The sequence below is a fragment of the Corynebacterium hylobatis genome (genome assembly GCF_003955685.1).
In the GTDB taxonomy this organism is placed as follows: Bacteria; Actinomycetota; Actinomycetes; order Mycobacteriales; family Mycobacteriaceae; genus Corynebacterium; species Corynebacterium hylobatis.
This window is the reverse complement of the sequence record NZ_RXHJ01000002.1, coordinates 251,570-271,216: the sequence shown is the minus strand read 5'-3', so window position 1 is coordinate 271,216 and position 19,647 is coordinate 251,570. Positions and strand designations below refer to the sequence as shown.

Below are 19,647 nucleotides of genomic sequence, written 5' to 3'. Positions count from 1 at the left end.
CTTCAACTTTAAGCTTGAACCATGTCCATGGAACAGGTACTTGAAACAATCAGAAACTTCCCCGGGGTGATGGAACTCGCACCCCAGACCGGCAGTGAACACCCGGAGGTCTCGTGGGGAGACCATTTCTTCTACTACGCCCCGGACGGAGAGCTGCCGACGAACCGGCAGCCCTACGCAACGATCATCACCGACAATTATCCGGACGACACCGGATCACACCTCGATCTTCCCGACCGGTGGCGGTTGAACATCCATGTCGGACGGGCCCAGTTCGCGGAGATCCTGGGTTTCGGCGTCGAGGACATCGACTCGACCGGTGTCGACTTCGGCGTCGCTGACGTATTCTTCCCCCACCCGCTCTACGGGGCCTACGGTTGGATTTCCGTGGTCAATCCAGGAGACAACACCCTGTCGCGGGCCACGGCAGCGCTTCTCGACGCCCACCTGGCCGACCAATCCCGTGTCGAACGGCGTTAGATGTCCACACCCCGTAGCCGGGCATAGGATGCCCGGGCCCGCTGCTGGTCCAGATCGGTGGCGAGCGGGGCCTGCAGGGTCGCCGCCACCGCGGCGGGGGTGGTCGGGGCGTCCGGGCCGGGGAGGCGGAGGGCGGGGGCGTCGAGCAGGACGACGCCCGTGGTCTCCTTATTCAGGGGCACGAAGGCGTGCGTCCACATGCCCAGGACCGGCTTGACCGCATCCGTCAGACCAAGGAGCCGGGCCCGGTCGAGGGAGAGTCTGGGACGGGCCATGTCGAGGATGCCGTTGTCGATACCGAAGCGCCGCAGATTCTCCGCCGGGCCGGGTGGCAGGTTCGGGTCGGCCCACGCCCAGGTCCACGTGTCGGCGGTGACGGTGGCGACGATGAGGGCCGTGGCCTCCACCTGCTCGTTGAGCAGGGCCCGGCCCCGCGCGATGTCGAGATTGATGCGCGGATCAGGGAGAGTGCCGTTGAACAGGAGCTGGTGTTCGGCTGCGAAGAAGTGGGCGTCGGCACGCACCTCGGCCAGATCCATCCCGCCGGAGACCACCACCGGCAGGTCGCCGTCGAAGAGGACCTTCGTGCCGTCGGAGAAGTCGAAGCTCGTCGCACTGGAGCGCACCCCCAGGCCGCGGGTGGCGGCGTAGGAGAGCAGGGCCCGGCGGGCGTCGAGACGCGAGTCGAGTCCGGCCAACCCCAGCGTCAGCACGCTGCGGATCGGACCGGGCTCAGAACGGAAACCCAGGGCCAGCACCCGCGTCGCCCCGGCGGACGGGGCGAGCAGGACAGGCACGTTGCCGTGGAGGGTGCGGGCCGCGCTGAGCAGCTCATCGGAAGCCGGTTGCGGGGCATGCAGCTCCGGGATGTCCAGCTCATGGTGCCGGCTCCACTCCCACCGGCCGTCGGTGATCCGGGCGACCTCGGTGGCCGGCAGGTCCCGCGCCCCCACGCGGGCAATGTCGCCGGTGAACTCCACCCCCGATGTCCCCATCTCCCGGGCCCAGGCGGCGTCGATGTCCGCCTGGGCGAGGGCACCGTCGGTGCGCAGGTCAGTGAGCGAGGTGGGGGCGGGCAGATCCATGGGCCCAGGATATCTGAGCCCCCGGTCCTACTTGATGCCCTGGCGCTCCTTGAACTCGCGGCGCTTGGCGTGCAGGATCGGCTCGGTGTAACCGGACGGGGATTCGGTGCCCTTGAGGATCAGGTCCTTGGCGGCCTGGAAGGCGATGGAGTAGTCGAAGTCGACGGCCATCGGCAGGTAGGCCGGGTCCCCCTCGTTCTGGCGGTCGACGACCTCCGCCATGCGCTTGAGGGACTCGAGGACCTCCTCCTCGGTGACGACACCGTGGACCAGCCAGTTGCACAGCAGCTGGGAGGAGATGCGCAGGGTCGCGCGGTCCTCCATGAGGTCGATGTCGTGGATGTCCGGGACCTTGGAGCAGCCGACACCCTGCTCGACCCAGCGGACGACATAGCCCAGGATGGACTGGCAGTTGTTGTCCAGCTCCTCCTTCTTCTCCGCCTCGGACCAGTCGGTGGAGGGGGAGACGGGGACGGTCAACAGGCCGTGGAAGGTGTCCCGGCGGCCTTTCGCCTTGAGCTCGTCCTGGACGGAGAAGACATCGACCTGGTGGTAGTGGGTGGCGTGCAGGGTCGCGCCGGTGGGGGAGGGGACCCAGGCGGTGTTCGCACCCTCACGTGGCTGACCGATCTTGGCCTCCAGCATTTCAGCCATCAGCTCGGTCATGGCCCACATGCCCTTGCCGATCTGGGACTTGCCCGACAGACCACGGGCCAGGCCGGAGTCGACATTGGAATCCTCGTAGGACTGCTTCCACGGGGCCTTCTGCATGTCAGCCTTGCGGACCATGGCGCCGGCCTGCATGGAGGTGTGGATCTCATCGCCGGTGCGGTCCAGGAAGCCCGTGTTGATGAACGCCAGGCGGTCTGCGACGTTCATGATGCAGGCATCCAGGTTGACGGAGGTGCGGCGCTCCTCATCCATGACGCCGACCTTGAGGGTGTAGCGCGGCAGTCCGAGCAGGTCCTCGACGCGGGCGAACAGGTCGTTGGTGAAGGCGACCTCGTCGGGGCCGTGCTGCTTCGGCTTGACGATGTAGATGGAGCCGGTGCGGGAGTTGCGCAGCGGGTTGCGGACGTCCAGGCCCGGGATGGCGGCGACGGTGGTGACGACAGCATCCATGATGCCCTCGAAGATCTCCTCGCCGTCAACGAGGATCGCCGGGTTCTGCATGAGGTGGCCGACGTTGCGGACGAAGAGCAGGGAACGGCCGTGAAGACGGATGTCGGTGCCGTTGCGGCCGATGAAGTTGCGGTCGCGGTTGAGGGTGCGGGTGAAGGTCCGGTCGCCCTTGGCGACCTCCTCCTTCAGCTCACCGGTGTTCAGGCCGAACCAGTTGCGGTAGCCGAGGGTCTTGTCCTCACCGTCAACCGCGGCGATGGAGTCCTCGAAGTCCATGATGGTGGTGATGGCGGACTCGAGGACGATGTCCTTGATGCCGCACTTGTCGTCCTTGCCCACCGGGGTGGACGGGTCGACCTGCAGCTCAATGTGCAGGCCGTTGTTGCGCAGCAGGATGGAGGACGGATCCTCGAGATCACCGGTGAAACCGCGGTAGGCGGTCTTGTCCTGCAGGCGGTGCTCCTGATCGCCGACACGGGCGACCAGGTAGCCGGCGGTGATGTCGTAGCGGTCGACATCGGCGTGGGAGGCGCCCTCCAGCGGGACGGCCTTGTCCAGGAAGTCACGGCCCCAGGCGATGACCTTCCTGCCGCGGACCGGGTTGTAGCTCCTGCCCTTCTCCGCACCGTCATCCTCGGGGATGGCGTTGGTGCCGTAGAGGGCATCGTAGAGGGAGCCCCAGCGTGCGTTCGCGGCGTTCAGGGCGAAACGGGCGTTGAGGATCGGGACGACCAGCTGCGGGCCGGCCATGATGGCGATCTCGTCGTCGACGCCGCGGGTGCGGATCTCGCCCTCCTCCGGCGCGTCGACCAGGTAGCCGATCTCACGCAGGAAAGCCTCATGCTGGGCCGGGTCAGGCTGGCCGGGGGTGGCGCGGTAGTACTCGTCGAGCTTCGCCTGCAGCTCGTCGCGGCGGGCGAGCAGTTCCTTGTTCCGCGGGGTGAAATCTCTGACGATCTCGGTGAAACCGTTCCAGAACTCGTCGGCGTCGACGCCCACGACCGGGAGGACCTCATTGGCGAGGAAGTCGTGCAGGACCTTGGCAACCTGAAGGCCGGCGACCTCGATGCGTTCGGTGGTGTCCTTCAACTCAGTCTGAGTCATCTGAATGCTCCTTGGCGGGTCTGGGAATCTGAAGAAATGCGGAAACACTCGCATACTAGGCGATGTCCCCACCCTAAGTGATTCCAGTCACGGGGTAAATGGTTTCGCGGATTTAGCCGCTCACTACCCCTGATATGACGTCGGTCTCACCTGTCTGTTCGCATGACTTTGGCGGGCTGTGCGGCCGTACCTGCACTTTTGGTTTCGATTCATTTGTGCAGGCCATGGGGTTGGGAGTCAACCGGACATTCGACCTCCGGGAGTTGTGGGGTTAACAAAATTAGCAAAAACCCCCACTACCCCCGCACATAATTTGGACGGCCCCAGCCATTGACGGCGGGCACTTTTAAGGGCACTGTGTGAGTCACGCCACCGAGAGCGGATGCAGATCCCGCAGGTGGAACCCTCCTCCATACCTACGCCGGGCAGCCCCACGGGCTGAGCCGGCGAACAAGACAGGAAAGTGAGTCCTCTCCATGACCACTACCGGCCAGGCACGTACCGCAGCTGAGATCCAGAAGGACTGGGACGAGAACCCCCGCTGGGAAGGCATCACCCGCGACTACACCGCTGAGCAGGTGGAGCAGCTCCAGGGCAACGTCATCGAGGAGCACACCCTCGCCCGCCGCGGCGCCGAGATCCTGTGGGACAAGGTCTCCAAGCGCGACGGCTCCTACATCAACTCCCTGGGTGCCCTCACCGGCAACATGGCTGTCCAGCAGGTCCGCGCCGGCCTGCAGGCCGTCTACCTCTCCGGCTGGCAGGTCGCCGGCGACGCCAACCTCTCCGGCCACACCTACCCGGACCAGTCCCTGTACCCGGCCAACTCCGTGCCGAGCGTCGTCCGCCGCATCAACAACGCGCTGATGCGCGCCGACGAGATCTCCCGCGTCGAGGGTGACACCTCCGTCGAGGACTGGCTGGTCCCGATCGTCGCCGACGGTGAGGCCGGCTTCGGTGGCGCACTCAACGTCTACGAGCTGCAGAAGGCCATGATCAACGCCGGTGCCGCCGGCACCCACTGGGAGGACCAGCTGGCCTCCGAGAAGAAGTGTGGCCACCTCGGTGGCAAGGTGCTCATCCCGACCCAGCAGCACATCCGCACCCTGACCTCCGCCCGCCTGGCCGCTGACGTCGCCGACACCCCGACCGTCGTCATCGCCCGCACCGACGCCGAGGCCGCCACCCTGATCACCTCCGACGTCGATGAGCGCGACAAGCCGTTCATCACCGGTGAGCGCACCGCCGAGGGTTACTACCACGTCAAGAACGGCCTCGAGCCCTGCATCGCCCGTGCGAAGTCCTACGCCCCGTACGCAGACATGATCTGGATGGAGACCGGCACCCCGGACCTCGAGCTGGCCAAGAAGTTCGCCGACGGCGTCCACGAGGAGTTCCCGGACCAGCTGCTGTCCTACAACTGCTCCCCGTCCTTCAACTGGTCCGCACACCTCGACGCGGACGAGATCGCCAAGTTCCAGAAGGAGCTGGGCGCGATGGGCTTCACCTTCCAGTTCATCACCCTGGCAGGCTTCCACTCCCTGAACTACGGCATGTTCGACCTGGCCCACGGCTACGCCCGCGAGGGCATGCCCGCCTTCGTCGACCTGCAGAACCGTGAGTTCAAGGCTGCCGAGGAGCGCGGCTTCACCGCCGTCAGGCACCAGCGTGAGGTCGGTGCCGGCTACTTCGACACCATCGCCACCACCGTCGACCCGCTGTCCTCCACCACCGCCCTCAAGGGCTCCACCGAGGAAGGCCAGTTCTAATACAACAGAACTGACAGTATTCGACAGCTGATGCCGAAGGCGGCGTGCACCGTGAACCATCACGGGCACGCCGCCTTCGTGCTTCCCGCACCAGATCAAGGAGAAACACGCATGACCACCTTCATTCCCACCGCCGACCTCGTCGACATCATCGGTGAGGACGTCCGCTCCTGCGATACCCAGTTCCGGGACTTCGGGGGTATCACCGATTTCTGCGGCTCCATCACCACCATCCGCTGCCACCACGACAACGGCCTGGTCAAGCAGACACTGAACACCCCCAACCCGGGCGGCGTGCTCGTCGTTGACGGACAGGGTTCCCTCCACACCGCGCTCATGGGTGACCTCATCGCCGGCGCCGGCGTGGCGAACGGCTGGGCAGGTGTGGTCATCCTCGGCGCGGTCCGCGATTCCGCGGTCATCCGCACCCTGGAGATCGGCACCAAGGCGCTCGGCACCAACCCGCGCAAGTCCGCCAAGGACGCGGCGGGGGAGAAGGACGTGACCGTATCCTTCGGCGGCGTCGACTTCGTGCCGGGCCACATCCTCTACGCCGACGCCGACGGGATCGTCGTGACCGAGGAACCGGTCCCGGACCCGGCTGTATAGAATCGTCGGGAACCCCCACCCGCCAGCTCTCCCCGGAAAGGGCGGCATCCTTGTTCCAGGCCGTGTCCTTCGCGCTGTTGGACTCCCTCAACGCGCTGCTCATCGGTGTCATCGTCGCCCTGGGCGTGATGCTGCCACGCACCGGTCGCTACCGGCGCATCGTCACCCTCCTCATCGCGGGTGACTGGCTGGGGGTGTTCCTCCTCGCCCTGGTCACCATGCTCATCTTCGACGGGCTCGGGGACCTGGTGCAGCGGGCGCTGGAATCGCCGGTCTTCGGAATACTGCTCATCGCCACCGGCCTGATCACCCTCGTGCTCACGGTACGCAGTTCCGGAAACGGTGATTCCGCCCTGGTCCGGCGGTTGCTCGGCCCGCTGAAGGAACCGTCGGTCAAGACCGTCGGCGTGGGTTTCGTGCTGGGGGTCACCCAGTCGGCGACGTCGTTGCCTTTCTTCACCGGCCTGGCCTTCCTTTCCGTCAGTGGTTACGGGCCTGCGGTGCGCTACGTCGGGTTGATCTTCTACGCCAGCCTGGCGCTCAGCCTGCCGGCCCTCTCCGCCTTCTTCGTCGGGATGGTCCGTGCCTACCCCTACAGTCCTTTCGGCCGGGCCTTCGAGTACATGCGTGTCCGGCAGGAGCTCATGGTCAGGATCGCGGGTTATGTGGTGGCGGTCGCGCTCACGGTCTTCGGTATTGCGACGCTGCTGTAGCGCTATTCCACGATGAAGGCCACGTTCAGCCCGTCGAGCTCGTAGCCACCCGGCTCCGCCGGCACCGTTGAGGTGATCTCAGCGGCCACCGCACGGGTGACGGGGATGATCCAGCCCCGCTTGGGGTCATGGGCGGGCACCAGGCGGGAATCCTTCACCGGGACCAGCACCACCCGCCTGCCCCCAGCGGACAGTGCGGTGGGGGAGCTGAGGGCGCCGAGAAGCAGGGCAACGTCGGCCACACCGAGGGTGATGATCACCAGGGACTCGGCCGTGTGCACCTGCAGGTGCCCGAGCGCGACCTCGGTGAGGTGCGCGGGGACGTCGACAAGCTCTTTCCGGCGGAACAGCGCCATCAGTCGTCGGCCACCAGGGGATCCATCGTCAGGTGCGGCAGTTCACGCTCGATGAAGGCCAGCTTCCACTTGTCACCGAACAGGGCGATGAGCTCGCCGTCGGTACGTGTGAACACCTCCACGCCGCGCTGGCGGCCCAGCTCGGCCGCCGATTCGGCATCGGTGCGCCGGGCCACGGAGTAGGGCACCGGCTCGGTGATCGTCTCCACGTTGTACTCCAGCTCCATGCGGGCCTGCATGACCTCGAACTGCATGGGGCCGACCGCCGCCATGACCGGGTTGGCCTCGCCACGGACGTCGTTGCGCAGGATCTGCACCACGCCCTCGGAATCCAGCTGCTCGAGCGCCTTGCGGAACTGCTTGTACTTGCCCAGCGACTTCGCCCGCAGGGTACGGAAGTGCTCGGGGGCGAACTGCGGCATCGGCGGGAACTGGACCTTCCGGCCCGCGTAAATCGTGTCGCCGGGTGCCAGTGAACCGGCGTTGACCAGGCCGACGATATCGCCGGGGAAGGCGGTCTCGACGGTGGCGCGGGTGCGGCCGAAGACGGTCAGCGCGTATTTGGTGGAGAAACTACGACCCGACTGTGCATGCGTGACCTGCATGCCGCGGTCGAACTCGCCGGAGACCACCCGCATGAAGGCCAGGGTGTCGCGGTGGTTGCGGTCCATGCCCGCCTGCACCTTGAACACCACGCCGGAGAACTCGTCGTCCAGCTCGCGGACCTCATCCATCGCGCTTGTCGACGCCGCCACCGCCGCCGGATCGCTCGCCCGCTCGTGCGGGGCGGGCGCGATGGCGCACAGGGTGTCCAGGATCTGGTGCACGCCGAAGTTGAGCATCGCGGAAGCGAAGATCAGCGGGGAGGTCACGCACTGCTCGAAGAGGCCCTGGTCGTGGACTGCACCATCGGCGGCCAGTAGCTCGGCCTCCTCGACGGCGGTCTCCCAGACCTCCTCCTCACGCGCGGCGGCGTCATCGGGGGAGTAGAACTCCTCCGGGGCGATGGTGGAACCACCGGCGGTACGGGTGAAGTGGATGTACTCCTCAACCTCCCCCTCCTCGCTGACGCGCGCGAGGCCACGGAAGTCACCGGCTTCGCCGACCGGCCAGAACAGCGGGGTGGGCTGCAGCTCGATTTCGCGGACGATCTCGTCGACCAGCTCCAGCGGCTCCCGGCCGACACGGTCCCACTTGTTGATCACGGTGATGATCGGCAGACCACGTGCCTTGCACACGCGGAAGAGCTTGAGGGTCTGCGGCTCCAGGCCCTTCGCGGCGTCGATGAGCATGACGGCAGCGTCAACGGCCGTGAGCACACGGTAGGTGTCCTCCGAGAAGTCCGCGTGACCCGGGGTGTCCACCAGGTTGATCATGTACGGGTCGCCTGCATGACCCTCGGGGGCGTACTCGAACTGCAGGGCGGAGGACGCGATCGAGATGCCGCGGTCCTTCTCCATCTCCATCCAGTCCGAGACGGTGGCCTTGCGGCCGGCCTTGCCGTGCGTGGCACCCGCCTCGGAGATGATGTGCGCGTGCAGGGCCAGCGCCTCCGTCAGGGTGGACTTACCGGCATCCGGGTGCGCGATGACGGCGAATGTGCGGCGGCGGGCCGCTTCGGCAGTGGTGCTCATAATGAGAACAGCGTAGCCGCTGCCGTACCCCCGGGTCACACCGGAGGCGGCAGCGGCCGTGCGGGGATCGACTAGTCGTCGAAGATGTCGTCCCAGTCATCCCAGTCGATCCGGGAGGAGAGTCCGAGGAGGGACAGCAGAGCCTGGAAGTTCATGACGGTGTCCTTGTCTGTGGAGGGAGTGTCCGGTTTTCCGGCACACCCCCATCACACCGCCCGCAGATGAAACCATCATGAAACGGGGATGAGAATTCTACCGGGCGTGGATCTCGTTCTGGGTTTTGTGCAGTCCCTGTTCCACGAGCATCCGGGCGGCCTCGGCGGCCGTGGCCACCGCGGCGTCCAGCTCCGCGCCGCCCTCGACGGGGGAGAGTACGTAATCCGGCACCGCCATACCCTTCGGCGGGCGGGAGATACCGATGCGCACCCGCAGGTAATCGCGCGTGCCCAGCAGTTCGGAACAGGACTTCAGGCCGTTGTGGCCGTTCTCGTTGCCGCCCAGCTTCACCCGCACCTTGCCGGTGGGCAGATCGAGCTCGTCGTGGATGACGATGATCCGTTCCGCCGGCACCCCGAGTTTCTGCGCCAGTGGGGCCACCGCCTCGCCGGAGAGGTTCATGAAGGTGGTGGAGCGCAGCACCAGCACGTCCCGGTCGCTGATGCGCAGCTGTGCGGCGTGGGCCTTCGTGCCGGGCACCGGCTCCAGCAGGTCCCCACCCTCCGCCAGCAGATCGTCGACCGCCATGTAGCCGACGTTGTGGCGTGTTGAGGCGTATTTCAGCCCCGGGTTGCCCAGACCGAGGATGATCCAGTCGGCCTTCAGCTCCCGCTGCACGGGAGCTGCGGCGGGGGTCGTCTTCTTGCGGCGGAACAGGTCGAGGAGCTTGAACACGTCCGTTAGTGTCTCACACATGGACATTCCGCAGATCATCATCGCGCCGATGGCCGGCGGCCCCTCGACACCACAGCTGGTCAACGCCGCCGCTGCAGCCGGATCGCTGGGTTTCCTCGCCACCGGGGGTGCCCCCGCCGCTGTCCTGCGTGCCCAGCTGGCGGAGGCCACCGGCCCCTACGGCGTCAACCTGTTCACCCGCCAGGTTCCCTTCACCTCGCTTGCCGACGTCGAACGCATCGCCGCCGGACGCCCCCTCCCCGAGGTGGACCTGAGCAGCGGCTTCGACGAGAAATTCGCCGCGCTTCTCGACGCCCCGCACCCGCCCGCGGTCGTCTCCGCGACCTTCGGACCCTTCCGACGGCCGGAGATAGAGGCGCTGCATGCCCGGGGCATCGCCGCCTGGATCACGGTGACCAACCCGGAGGACGCGCGCACCGCCGCGGAACTGGGGGCAGATGCGTTGGTGGTCCAGGGACCGGAGGCCGGCGGACACCGCTCCACCTGGACCGTGGCGGAGGAACCTGATCGGCGTTCCCTGCCCGAGCTGGTGCGTGCCATTGACGTGGACCTGCCGTTGGTGGCCGCCGGGGGCATCCGCGACCGGGCTGATGTCGCCACCGCCCTGGCGCTGCCCGGGGTGGTTGCGGTGTCCTGCGGCTCCGCCTTCCTGCTCGCCGAGGAAGCCGGCACCTCCGCAGCCAACCGGGAGCTGCTGCGGCAGGGCGGGGAATCGGTGGACAGCCGGGCCTTCACCGGACGGGTCGCCCGGGGCCTGGCGACCGACTACACGCGACAGCACCCGGACATGCCGCCGATCTACCCCTACCTGCGGCCGCTGACGCCCGAGCAGCCCTACTGTCTGGTGGGTGAGGGTGTCGAGAAGCTCACCGAGGGCACCGTTGCCGAGCTTGTATCACGTCTGATGGTATGAATAAAAGTTTTCAGGCTAGAGTCAAGGGGAAGTTTCCCCCTTACACCCGGAGGTAGAACCGCAGTGACCGCCAACGCGCAGCCTGAGCAGAACCATCAGATCGACTGGAACGAGAAAGTCGCTCTAGCTCAGGAGATGCTGCCGCTGATCAGCCAGCTGCACCGCAACAACGACGTGGTCGTCTCCATCTTCGGACGACTGCTCGTCGGCGTGAAGGACACCGACATCATCAAGTCGCACCGTTACGCCCGTCGCGTCACAGACCGTGAGCTCCCGCTCACCCAGACCCTGCCCATCCTGCGCGAGCTCGTCGACATGAACCTCGGCACCGCCTCGCTCGACATCGGCCGCCTGGCCACCGGCTTCGAGAAGTCCGGCGGCACCGACCTGCGCGCCTACCTCGATGAGGAACTCGCCGAGGTCGTCGGCACCCACAGCGAGAACGACCCCACCGACGTCGTCCTCTACGGCTTCGGCCGCATCGGCCGCCTCCTGGCCCGCATCCTCATCGCCCGCGAGGCCACCTACGGTGGTGTCCGCCTGCGCGCTGTCGTGGTACGCAAGAACAGCGAGGACGACATCGTCAAGCGCGCCTCGCTCCTGCGTCGCGACTCCGTGCACGGTGCCTTCGACGGCACCATCACCGTCGACGAGGAGAACGACATCATCTGGGCCAACGGCACCAGGATCCAGGTGATCTACTCCAACTCCCCGGCCGAGGTCGACTACACCGCCTACGGCATCAACAACGCCATCGTCGTCGACAACACCGGTCGCTGGCGTGACCGCGAGGGTCTGTCCCAGCACCTCGAGTCCAAGGGTGTGTCCCGCGTCGTGCTCACCGCGCCGGGCAAGGGCGACCTGATCAACGTCGTCTACGGCATCAACCAGGACATGATCGGCGACGAGAAGATCGTCACCGCCGCCTCCTGCACCACCAACGGCATCACCCCGGTGCTCAAGGTCATCAACGACCGCTACGGCGTCGTCCACGGCCATGTCGAGACCGTCCACTCCTTCACCAACGACCAGAACCTCATCGACAACTTCCACAAGGGTTCCCGTCGTGGCCGCGCCGCCGGCCTGAACATGGTGCTCACCGAGACCGGCGCCGCCAAGGCCGTCGCCAAGGCCCTGCCCGAGTTCGAGGGCAAGCTCACCGGCAACGCCATCCGCGTGCCCACCCCGAACGTCTCCATGGCGGTGCTCAACCTGACCCTGGAGAAGGAGGTTGACCGCGACGAGGTCAACAACTTCCTCCGCAAGGTCTCGCTGCACTCCAACCTGCGCCAGCAGATCAGCTACATCCAGTCCCCGGAGGTCGTCTCCACCGACTTCGTCGGCTCCACCCACGCCGGCATCGTCGATGGTCTGGCGACCATCGCCAGCGGCAAGCACCTCGTGCTCTACGTCTGGTACGACAACGAGTTCGGCTACTCCAACCAGGTCGTCCGCATCGTCGAGGAGCTCGCCGGCGCCCGCCCGGAGATCTACCCGCGCCGCCTCGAGGCTGTCGCACTGAAGTAGTTCCGGTCACGAAGCGGTGAAGAAATCCCGGCGGATGGCGTAGCAGCCGCCGCCGGGATTACGCTTTGTGCATGGGCAAGAAAAAATCGGCCAAGCACAAGAACAAGAAGGACAAGAAGAAACACCAGGCCGTCAGCGCTGCAGGATGGAAGACCAAGAAGAAGTGCTGCCGCTCCAACCCGCGCTGCAAAAAATGCCCTGTCGTCTACACCCGGCTGCTCAAGGCGGGGGCCTTTGATGAGGGTGGGGACTTCAGGGAGCAGCTCAAACACGCGCGCCGTTGGTAGGGGAGAAGCAGACGACGCCCCGGCTGCCTCCCGGGAGGGGGACAGACGGGGCGTCGATGAGCAACTGACTACAGCCAGCGGGGCGGGGCGGGCACCTCGCCCTGCGGGCTGGTCACGCCCTGGGCACCGCGGCCGGCGGCCCAGCGGGTCAGACCCGGCAGGGAGCCGTGGATCTCCACGGTGTTGTCACCGGGGGAGACCTCGATGCGTTCACCGGAGTCAGTGTTGACCAGGACCAGGCCCTCACCGGCACCGCCGCCACGCCACTTGCCGGCGATCTCCGGCAGGAGGGTGGCCAGGATGACCTCCGGGATGTCGCTGAAACCAGCATTGACACCCAGGTCGACGGCGTGCAGCCAGACCTCGCGGGTACGCATCCACAGCGTCTCCGACGCCGGGACCGTGCGGCCCTGGGCCGTTTTGACCTCTGCCTGCCACGCGGCGTCGGCGGCGTCGCGCCAGGCGACGTCGAGACGCACGAGGGTGTGGTCGTGCAGGTTGCGGATGGCGTCCGGGAGGAGGGTGGCGCCGAAGGCGATCTCCTGGTTGCGGGCCTGCGGGGAGGAGTACATGGGCTTCTCCTCGCCCGTCTCCGCCCACTCCATGAGGTTGCAGAGTGCGGCGGCGTTGTAGGCCACATGAGCGGCCAGGTGTGCCACGGTCCAGCCCGGGAGCAGAGTGTCGCGGCCGAAATCGGCGTTGTCGATGAGCGCCAGCTGGCCCGAGTAGTGGGCGGTGCCACGACGGGTCAGGCTGAGTCGCTCCTCAATGGACAGATCGTGGAAGGAGTTCATTACTCGAACACCGTCTTGTTGGCGACGTAACCCAGGCCCTCGATCTCGACCTTGACGATGTCGCCGTCGCCGATGTAGGTCTTCGGGTTGCGGGCGTGGCCGACGCCACCCGGGGTGCCGGTGACGATGACGTCGCCGGCGTCCAGCGGGTAGATGTGGGAGATGTACTCGACCAGCTGGGCCGGGTTGAACACCAGGTCATCGGTCGGGGTGGTCTGCATCTTCTCCTCGCCACGGTAGGTGGCCAGCTCGCCACCGAACTCGTAGGAGTCGGCGGTGGTCATCCACGGACCGAAGCCTGAGGTCTTCTCGAAGGACTTGCCCTGGTGCCACTGCAGGGTGCGGTACTGGTAGTCACGCATGGTGTAGTCGTTCATGACGGCGTAACCGGCGATGTAATCGGCGGCGTCAGCCTCCTTGACGCGACGTGCGCGCTTGCCGATGATGACGGCCAGCTCGCCCTCCCAGTCCAGCTCACCGTTGGCGTACTCGGGGACGAGGACGTCATCGAACGGGCCGGTCAGGGCATCCGGGTACTTGACGAAGAGGGTCGGGTGGGTCGGCAGGTCGCGGCCCATCTCCTTGATGTGGTTGGCGTAGTTCAGGCCGACGCACACGATCTTCTTCGGGGCCGGGACAACGGCCTCGAGGTCGGTCTGCTCGAAGGTGACCTCTTCGCCGGCGGCCTTCTCAGCCACCTCGCGCCAGTTGTCCTCCTGCAGCAGGTCGCCGACGTTGGCGAAACCGTCGATCTTCACGGCGGTGTTGTCGGACTCGACGCGGGCGACGAAGGTGCCCTGGGTGGAGCGGATGGTTGCAAGACGCATGTTGGTTTAGATTCCTTCCGGAGTGTAGGTACGAGCGAGGTCCAGCTTCTCGAAGATCGGGTGATCAGAGAAGCAGAAGAGATCGACACCGTCGGTGCCGGCCTCCAGGGACCACAGCTTCCAGGACGGGATGTTCACGACGTCGCCGTGGTTCATCTCGAAGGTCTGGTCGCCGACCTTGATAGTGGCAGATCCTTCGAAAACCTGGAAAACGCGGTTGCCGACCTCCTTGATCGGAGTGGTCGAGGCACCCGGGCGCAGGCGGTGGAACTCAGCGCGGATGGTCGACATGACGTCGCCACCGGTGGTCGGGTTGGTGTAGCGGATGGCTGCGTGACCCGGGCCGACGACTCCGGGGAAGCCGGCGTCCTCGAGGGAGAGCTGGTCCTTGAGGGCGGCGTCGGTGTGCTCCCAGGCGTAACGGCCGATGGTGGAGGAGGTGGTGGCACCCGGGAAAGCAACCGGGCGCAGGCCCGGGTGGGCCCACAGGCGCTCGGAGCGGGAGTAGTCCGGGGTGGACTCGTCGGTGAGCTTCTCGGAGCCGTACTCGAAGAAGCCGGTGTCCATCTGGTACGCGAAGGGGATGTCCAGGCCGTCCAGCCAGGCCATCGGCTCGGTGGCGATGTTGTGGTGGCCGTGGAAGTTCCAGCCCGGGGTGAGCAGGAAGTCGCCGCGCTTCATCGGGACCGCGTCGCCGTTGACGACGGTCCAGACGCCCTCGCCCTCGATGACGAAACGGAAGGCGTTCTGGGAGTGGCGGTGCTCCGGTGCGTTCTCACCCGGGGCGAGATACTGGATGGCCGCCCACAGGGTGGGGGCGATGTAGGTCGGGCCGCCGAGGCCCGGGTTGGCCAGGCCGATGGCGCGGCGCTCGCCGCCACGGCCGACGGGGACGAGCTCACCGGAGCGGCGGGCGAGCTTGATCAGCTCGGACCAGTCCCAGCGATGGGCGACGGCCTGCGGGTCCGGCTCGTTCGGCATGAGGCCGCCGATCTGGTTCCACAGCGGCTTCATCTGGAGATCGTCCATCTTGGCGTACATGTCGTTGAGCTCGGCCTGCTCCTCCGGAGTGGGCTCGGGGGCGACGAAGTCAACGTGCTTGTTCGAGTAGTCGGTGCTCTCGCTCATGCTTGAACCTCCTGCATCAAATGGTGCACTCGGCAGAGGCCGGGTGCAGGGGTGGTTGTGAGGTCAAACATATGCGTCGGAAAAGTGTGACTCAAAGATATTCCGCACCACGGAAAAAGTTTCAGGGGGTAATTTTTTCTACCCCTTGAGGGGTAGGGGAGCCGTCCGCACCTCCTCCAGGCGGAAATTCAGGTCCCGCACATTTTTCACCAGAACTTCAGCGCAACGGCGGTGGACGTTCCGGAATCTGCCGGTCGGCGTGGCCACCGAAACCGCTCCCAGCACGTCGCCGAGGTTATTGCGCAGGCAGGCGGCCACGGCGGAGACATCATGCTCGTAGAGACCGTGGTTGAGGGAGAAGCCGCGGCTGCGGATTCTGTGCAGCTGCCTGCGCAGACTCTCAAATTCGGCGTCGGGGAGGGAGGGATAGAGGGCGCGCAGTTCTGCTGCGGACCGCTCGGCGAGCATCACCAGGCCGCCCGCATTCTGCTCTGCGGGCATGACCTGGCCGCGACGGCTGCCGACACGGACCGGGTGGCTGCCCTCCACCGTATGGAGGAAATGCACCTTATTGCCCACCAGGACCATGAGGTGGGTGGTCTCCCCGGTCTCTGCGGCAATCGCCGTCAGGTGTGCCGAACAGGCGGAGATCAGCTCGTTGCCCACGCCCGGCTGCAGGCTGGAGGAGAGCAGTGCGGGGCCGGGGAGGTAGGTGCGGGACTCGCTGCGGGTGGCGAAGCCGCGGTAGACGAGCATCGCCATGGAGCGGTGGACGGTGGAGGGGCTGACCTTCAGCTGCTCGGCGGCCGCGGAGATGGCCAGGGTGCCCTGGTCGCGGAGCATGAGGATCAGCGTGAGGGACAGGTCCACCGACTGGAGGAATTCCCTCGGGGGTGGGCCATGGGTGGGGGCCGAATTCATCGTCATATCACCTTCCGTCATGTGGAATAACTTTGATTGTAACTCCCATCACGCGGATGATGTCCCTATGGCTCCTATCTCCCAAGACCCGCGAAGCGGGCAAATCACTGCTGGAATGGCAGGTGACACAAACGCGCCTGGCATGGGTGACAGCAACCGTGGTCTGACGATCCTCGGCATCAGCGGCAAGCGACTCGCCGCTGTCCTCATCGGCTGGTTCTTCGTCGTCTTCGACGGTTATGACCTCATCGTCTACGGCACCGTCCAGACCGAGCTCATGGAGGAATGGAATCTGAACTCGGCCACGGCCGGCACCATCGGTTCCACCGCCTTCCTGGGCATGGTCATTGGTGCTGTCTGGGTCGGCAGGCTCTCTGACCGGGTCGGCCGTAAATTCGCCGTCATCGGTTCCGTCATCATCCTGTCCGTCTTTACGCTGTTGTGCGCTTTCGCCATCAGCCCGTGGATGTTCGGTGCATTCCGTCTCCTGGCCGGCATCGGCCTCGGTGGCCTCGTGCCCTCCGTCAACGCCATGACCGCCGATCTGGTTCCGCGCCGCTACATGTCCGCGTGGGCGACCGTCATGATGTCCGGTGTTCCGCTGGGCGGATCCATCGCCGCCGTCCTGGCCCAGTTCATCGTCCCGTCCCACGACGACTGGGGCTGGCGCTTCATGTTCCTTCTGGCTCTCGTGCCGATCGTCTTCGGCCTGCCGATCGCCATGAAGGTCATCCCCTCCGACCAGGCGATCCGTGATGATCACGCCGCCCGTGAGGGAGCCGACGAACCGGCCGGGTTCAAGGACCTGCTCGTGGGCAAGTACATGGTGATCTCCATCTGGTTCGCCCTGGCCACCTTCGTCACGCTGCTCGCGTGGTATGGCCTGGGCACCTGGCTGCCGCGCCTCATGCAGCAGGCAGGCTATGATTTCGGCGCGGCCCTGAACTTCACCCTCGCCCTCAACCTCGGAGCCATCCTCGGTTCCGTGATCACGGCCTGGGCAGGAGTCCGCTTCGGTCCGCTGAAGTCGGGTGCGGTGGCGGCCGGTGTCGCTGGTGTGTCGCTTCTGCTGCTGCTCAGTGAGCCGGGTATCGCCGCGGTGTACCTCATCCTGGTGCTCGCCGGTGTGGGTACCCATGGCACGCAGATCCTCATCATCGCCGCAGTGGCCAACTTCTACCCGCACAACCTACGCGGTACGGCCCTGGGCTGGGCGCTGGGCGTCGGACGTATCGGCGCGGTCGTCGCACCGCAGCTGGCCGGCCTGCTGCTCAACTGGAACCTGGGTGTCGGCTCGAACTTCATCCTCTTCGGTGCCTCTGCGCTGCTGTCCTCGGTGTCGCTGATCGTCCTGTTCTTCATCCACCGCCGGATGGAGAACCCGACGACCAGGGTCATCAACGCCACCGCGGGCAACCGCTAGTCTCTTCCCCACATTTCCGTTGAAAGGAAGTCTCCTATGTCTGAAAACATCCTGACCGCCTCCGAGGACCTCAAGGGCCAGAAGATCATCATCTCCGGTGGAGGTATCGGTGGCGCCGCCGGCGCACTCGCACTCTCCCTGCGTGGTGCCGATGTCACGCTCTACGAGCGTGCCCCCGAGTTCAAGGAGGTCGGTGCCGGCCTGCAGATCGGCCCGCACGGCGTCAAGATGCTGGAGAAGTGGGGCCTGAAGGAGCGTGTCTTCGAGTCCGGCTACCTCCCGGAGCGCATGCAGTTCCGCGACGCCATCACCACCGAGCCGATCCTGACCATGAATTTCGACGATGACTTCGAGAAGCATTACGGCGGCAAGTACCTGGTCATCCACCGCTCCGACCTGCTGTCCATCCTCGTGGAGGCCGCGCAGGAGGCCGGCGCAACCCTGCACAACGACGTGCAGGTCCTGGGTGCGGACACCCGTGAGGACGGCGTCACCGTCCACATCGAACACCGTTCCGAGGGGCGCAAGGAGGACGTCGAGGCTGACATGCTCATCGCCTTCGACGGCACCCACTCCGTCTTCCGCAAGGAGATCGTCCAGGACGATCCGGTCCCGTCCGCCTACGTCGCCTACCGCGGCACCTCCGAGCTGCCCAGCGACCCGGAGATGAAGGACCTCAAGGACGTCGTCGGCTACATCGGCCCGCGGGTCCACTTCATCCAGTACCCGCTGCGCCACGGTGAGCTGCTCAACCAGGTGGCCGTCTTCCAGTCGCCGCGTTACCTCGAGGCCCTGACCGACGGCACCGAGGTCCCGGAGGACTGGGGCAACAACGAGGAGTTCAAGAACGCCTTCGGCCACACCAACGAGTTCGTCCAGGGTCGTCTCGGCTCCATGTGGCTGGACACCTGGTGGCAGATGGCGGACCGCGAGCCGCTGGAGAACTGGGTCGTCTCCGACCGCATCATCGTCATGGGCGATGCCGCGCACCCGCCGCTGCAGTACCTGGCCTCCGGTGCCGTCATGGCCATGGAGGACGCCGAGTGCCTCGCGCTCTACGCCTCCCAGGCCGCGGCGAAGGGCGAGCTCAACTGGGGTGAGGTCCTCCGTGAGGTCTCCGGTGAGCGCGCACCGCGTTGCGCACGTATCCAGACCATCGGCCGTTTCTGGGGCGAGCTGTGGCACGTCGACGGTGTTTCCCGTCTCATCCGCAACGAAACCTTCCGCAACGCCGAGCGTTCCGGCTGGTACCGCTACGCCGACTGGCTGTGGGACTACGACGCTGAGCGTCGCGAGTACCTGCAGGACCCGTCCAAGGGTGAGCTGCCGGTTGAACTGCAGGAGTGGGAGTACAACATCCACAAGGTCATCGCCCAGCGCGAGGCCGGCGTGGCAGCAGCAGAGCTGACCATCTGACCACCCGCTTATCGACGCCCCGTTCTCAACCGAGAACGGGGCGTTCCGCGTTCTCTACAGGCTGCGTTCCAGCTCATCGGCCGCATCGGAGCAGATGAAGATCAGCTCCCCGGCCTCCTGCCGGCTGAAGGGCTTGAGCACGTAGGCGGCCGGGTCCATCCGCCCGGGCGGGCGGCCGATGCCGATGGACAGCCTCTGGTACTCCTTCGTGCCCAGCGATTTCGTCACCGATTTCAGGCCGTTGTGCCCGTGGTCACCGCCGCCGGTGCGCAGACGGATCTGCCCGAAGTCGAGCTCGAGTTCGTCATGGATGACGACGATGTCCGCTGGGGCGATCTTGAAGAAGGTCGCCAACGCCTTGACCGGTCCGCCGGAGACGTTCATGTAGCTGCGGGTCCGCGCCAGGATGAGCCGGCGCCCGCAGTGGCGGACCTCAGCGATCTCGGTGTTGGTGCGCTTGTGCACCGCGAAGCTCGCGGGGACGGGGGAGATGCGGGAGGCGAGTTCGTCGAGAAGCATCGTCCCGATGTTGTGGCGGGTGTCGGCGTATTTCGCGCCCGGGTTACCCAGCCCGACAATGAGAAGTGGAGAATCAGTCACGAGACCCAAGTCTGGCACAGAAAAAGG

The 19,647-nt window shown here is 66.0% G+C and carries 19 protein-coding genes; 9 read left to right on the top strand and 10 right to left on the bottom strand.

Annotated elements, in window-relative coordinates:
* The first annotated feature begins 21 nt into the window (after positions 1 to 21).
* A complete protein-coding gene (locus EAH68_RS02555; protein ID WP_126119742.1) occupies positions 22 to 480 on the top strand; it encodes a DUF6194 family protein in 459 nt (152 codons plus the stop codon).
* Here EAH68_RS02555 and EAH68_RS02550 read toward each other — a convergent pair.
* Together EAH68_RS02550 and glcB are read right to left on the bottom strand one after the other, a co-directional pair.
* Positions 477 to 1,565, bottom strand: a complete 1,089-nt coding sequence (locus tag EAH68_RS02550; protein ID WP_126119741.1) for a DUF6882 domain-containing protein — start codon at positions 1,563 to 1,565, stop codon at positions 477 to 479. The two genes, EAH68_RS02555 and EAH68_RS02550, sit on opposite strands and share 4 nt — an antisense overlap.
* Before the next feature lie 27 nt (positions 1,566 to 1,592).
* Positions 1,593 to 3,791 (bottom strand): malate synthase G, encoded by a 2,199-nt coding sequence (glcB, locus tag EAH68_RS02545; protein WP_126119740.1) that lies wholly within the window; start codon positions 3,789 to 3,791, stop codon positions 1,593 to 1,595.
* A gap of 476 nt (positions 3,792 to 4,267) precedes the next feature.
* On the opposite strand from glcB, the gene aceA reads away from it, so the two are divergent.
* The 3 genes from aceA (at position 4,268) to EAH68_RS02530 (ending at position 6,882) form a co-directional block, all read left to right on the top strand.
* Positions 4,268 to 5,560 carry an isocitrate lyase gene (gene aceA / locus EAH68_RS02540; protein WP_126119739.1) on the top strand — a complete coding sequence of 431 codons (1,293 nt, stop codon included), beginning with the start codon at positions 4,268 to 4,270 and terminating at the stop codon, positions 5,558 to 5,560.
* Between the two features lie 111 nt (positions 5,561 to 5,671).
* The gene (gene rraA / locus EAH68_RS02535) at positions 5,672 to 6,169 is read left to right on the top strand and encodes a ribonuclease E activity regulator RraA (RefSeq protein WP_126119738.1); all 498 of its coding nucleotides are present in this window, start codon (positions 5,672 to 5,674) and stop codon (positions 6,167 to 6,169) included.
* A gap of 50 nt (positions 6,170 to 6,219) precedes the next feature.
* The gene (locus EAH68_RS02530; RefSeq protein WP_126119737.1) at positions 6,220 to 6,882 is read left to right on the top strand and encodes a hypothetical protein; all 663 of its coding nucleotides are present in this window, start codon (positions 6,220 to 6,222) and stop codon (positions 6,880 to 6,882) included.
* A gap of 2 nt (positions 6,883 to 6,884) precedes the next feature.
* Here EAH68_RS02530 and EAH68_RS02525 read toward each other — a convergent pair whose 3' ends face one another.
* The 3 genes from EAH68_RS02525 to pth (EAH68_RS02515) form a co-directional block, all read right to left on the bottom strand.
* On the bottom strand, positions 6,885 to 7,238 hold the full coding sequence (locus tag EAH68_RS02525; protein ID WP_126119736.1) for a hypothetical protein: 354 nt from the start codon (positions 7,236 to 7,238) through the stop codon (positions 6,885 to 6,887).
* Positions 7,238 to 8,872, bottom strand: a complete 1,635-nt coding sequence (locus EAH68_RS02520) for a peptide chain release factor 3 (protein WP_126119735.1) — start codon at positions 8,870 to 8,872, stop codon at positions 7,238 to 7,240. The genes EAH68_RS02525 and EAH68_RS02520 overlap by 1 nt, the downstream gene beginning before the upstream one ends.
* A 252-nt stretch (positions 8,873 to 9,124) precedes the next feature.
* Positions 9,125 to 9,784 (bottom strand): aminoacyl-tRNA hydrolase, encoded by a 660-nt coding sequence (gene pth / locus EAH68_RS02515; RefSeq protein WP_439647601.1) that lies wholly within the window; start codon positions 9,782 to 9,784, stop codon positions 9,125 to 9,127.
* Between pth (EAH68_RS02515) and EAH68_RS02510 the strand changes: the two genes are divergently transcribed.
* The 3 genes from EAH68_RS02510 (at position 9,783) to EAH68_RS02500 (ending at position 12,511) form a co-directional block, all read left to right on the top strand.
* Positions 9,783 to 10,697 carry an NAD(P)H-dependent flavin oxidoreductase gene (locus EAH68_RS02510; protein WP_126119733.1) on the top strand — a complete coding sequence of 305 codons (915 nt, stop codon included), beginning with the start codon at positions 9,783 to 9,785 and terminating at the stop codon, positions 10,695 to 10,697. The two genes, pth (EAH68_RS02515) and EAH68_RS02510, sit on opposite strands and share 2 nt — an antisense overlap.
* A gap of 63 nt (positions 10,698 to 10,760) precedes the next feature.
* Entirely contained in the window at positions 10,761 to 12,224 is a 1,464-nt protein-coding gene (locus EAH68_RS02505) for a glyceraldehyde-3-phosphate dehydrogenase (protein WP_126119732.1), read from the top strand.
* 71 nt (positions 12,225 to 12,295) lie between these two features.
* On the top strand, positions 12,296 to 12,511 hold the full coding sequence (locus tag EAH68_RS02500; protein WP_126119731.1) for a hypothetical protein: 216 nt from the start codon (positions 12,296 to 12,298) through the stop codon (positions 12,509 to 12,511).
* A gap of 68 nt (positions 12,512 to 12,579) precedes the next feature.
* On the opposite strand, the gene EAH68_RS02495 is transcribed toward EAH68_RS02500, so the two are convergent.
* The 4 genes from EAH68_RS02495 to EAH68_RS02480 form a co-directional block, all read right to left on the bottom strand.
* Positions 12,580 to 13,305: a maleylpyruvate isomerase family mycothiol-dependent enzyme gene (locus EAH68_RS02495; RefSeq protein WP_126119730.1), complete on the bottom strand. Its 726-nt coding sequence runs from the start codon at positions 13,303 to 13,305 to the stop codon at positions 12,580 to 12,582.
* Positions 13,305 to 14,132, bottom strand: coding sequence for a fumarylacetoacetate hydrolase family protein (locus tag EAH68_RS02490; RefSeq protein ID WP_126119729.1), 828 nt, complete (start codon positions 14,130 to 14,132; stop codon positions 13,305 to 13,307). The genes EAH68_RS02495 and EAH68_RS02490 overlap by 1 nt, the downstream gene beginning before the upstream one ends.
* Before the next feature lie 6 nt (positions 14,133 to 14,138).
* The gene (locus tag EAH68_RS02485) at positions 14,139 to 15,260 is read right to left on the bottom strand and encodes a cupin domain-containing protein (RefSeq protein WP_126119728.1); all 1,122 of its coding nucleotides are present in this window, start codon (positions 15,258 to 15,260) and stop codon (positions 14,139 to 14,141) included.
* Positions 15,261 to 15,398: 138 nt separating this feature from the next.
* The gene (locus tag EAH68_RS02480; RefSeq protein ID WP_439647600.1) at positions 15,399 to 16,187 is read right to left on the bottom strand and encodes an IclR family transcriptional regulator; all 789 of its coding nucleotides are present in this window, start codon (positions 16,185 to 16,187) and stop codon (positions 15,399 to 15,401) included.
* Positions 16,188 to 16,323: 136 nt separating this feature from the next.
* On the opposite strand from EAH68_RS02480, the gene EAH68_RS02475 reads away from it, so the two are divergent.
* Both EAH68_RS02475 and EAH68_RS02470 read left to right on the top strand, forming a co-directional pair.
* On the top strand, positions 16,324 to 17,604 hold the full coding sequence (locus EAH68_RS02475; RefSeq protein WP_241228246.1) for an MFS transporter: 1,281 nt from the start codon (positions 16,324 to 16,326) through the stop codon (positions 17,602 to 17,604).
* 36 nt (positions 17,605 to 17,640) lie between these two features.
* Positions 17,641 to 19,020, top strand: coding sequence for an FAD-dependent monooxygenase (locus EAH68_RS02470; RefSeq protein ID WP_126119726.1), 1,380 nt, complete (start codon positions 17,641 to 17,643; stop codon positions 19,018 to 19,020).
* 54 nt (positions 19,021 to 19,074) lie between these two features.
* Here EAH68_RS02470 and pth (EAH68_RS02465) read toward each other — a convergent pair whose 3' ends face one another.
* Complete coding sequence (gene pth / locus EAH68_RS02465; protein WP_126119725.1) at positions 19,075 to 19,620, bottom strand: aminoacyl-tRNA hydrolase; 546 nt, start codon at positions 19,618 to 19,620, stop codon at positions 19,075 to 19,077.
* Positions 19,621 to 19,647: the final 27 nt, after the last annotated feature.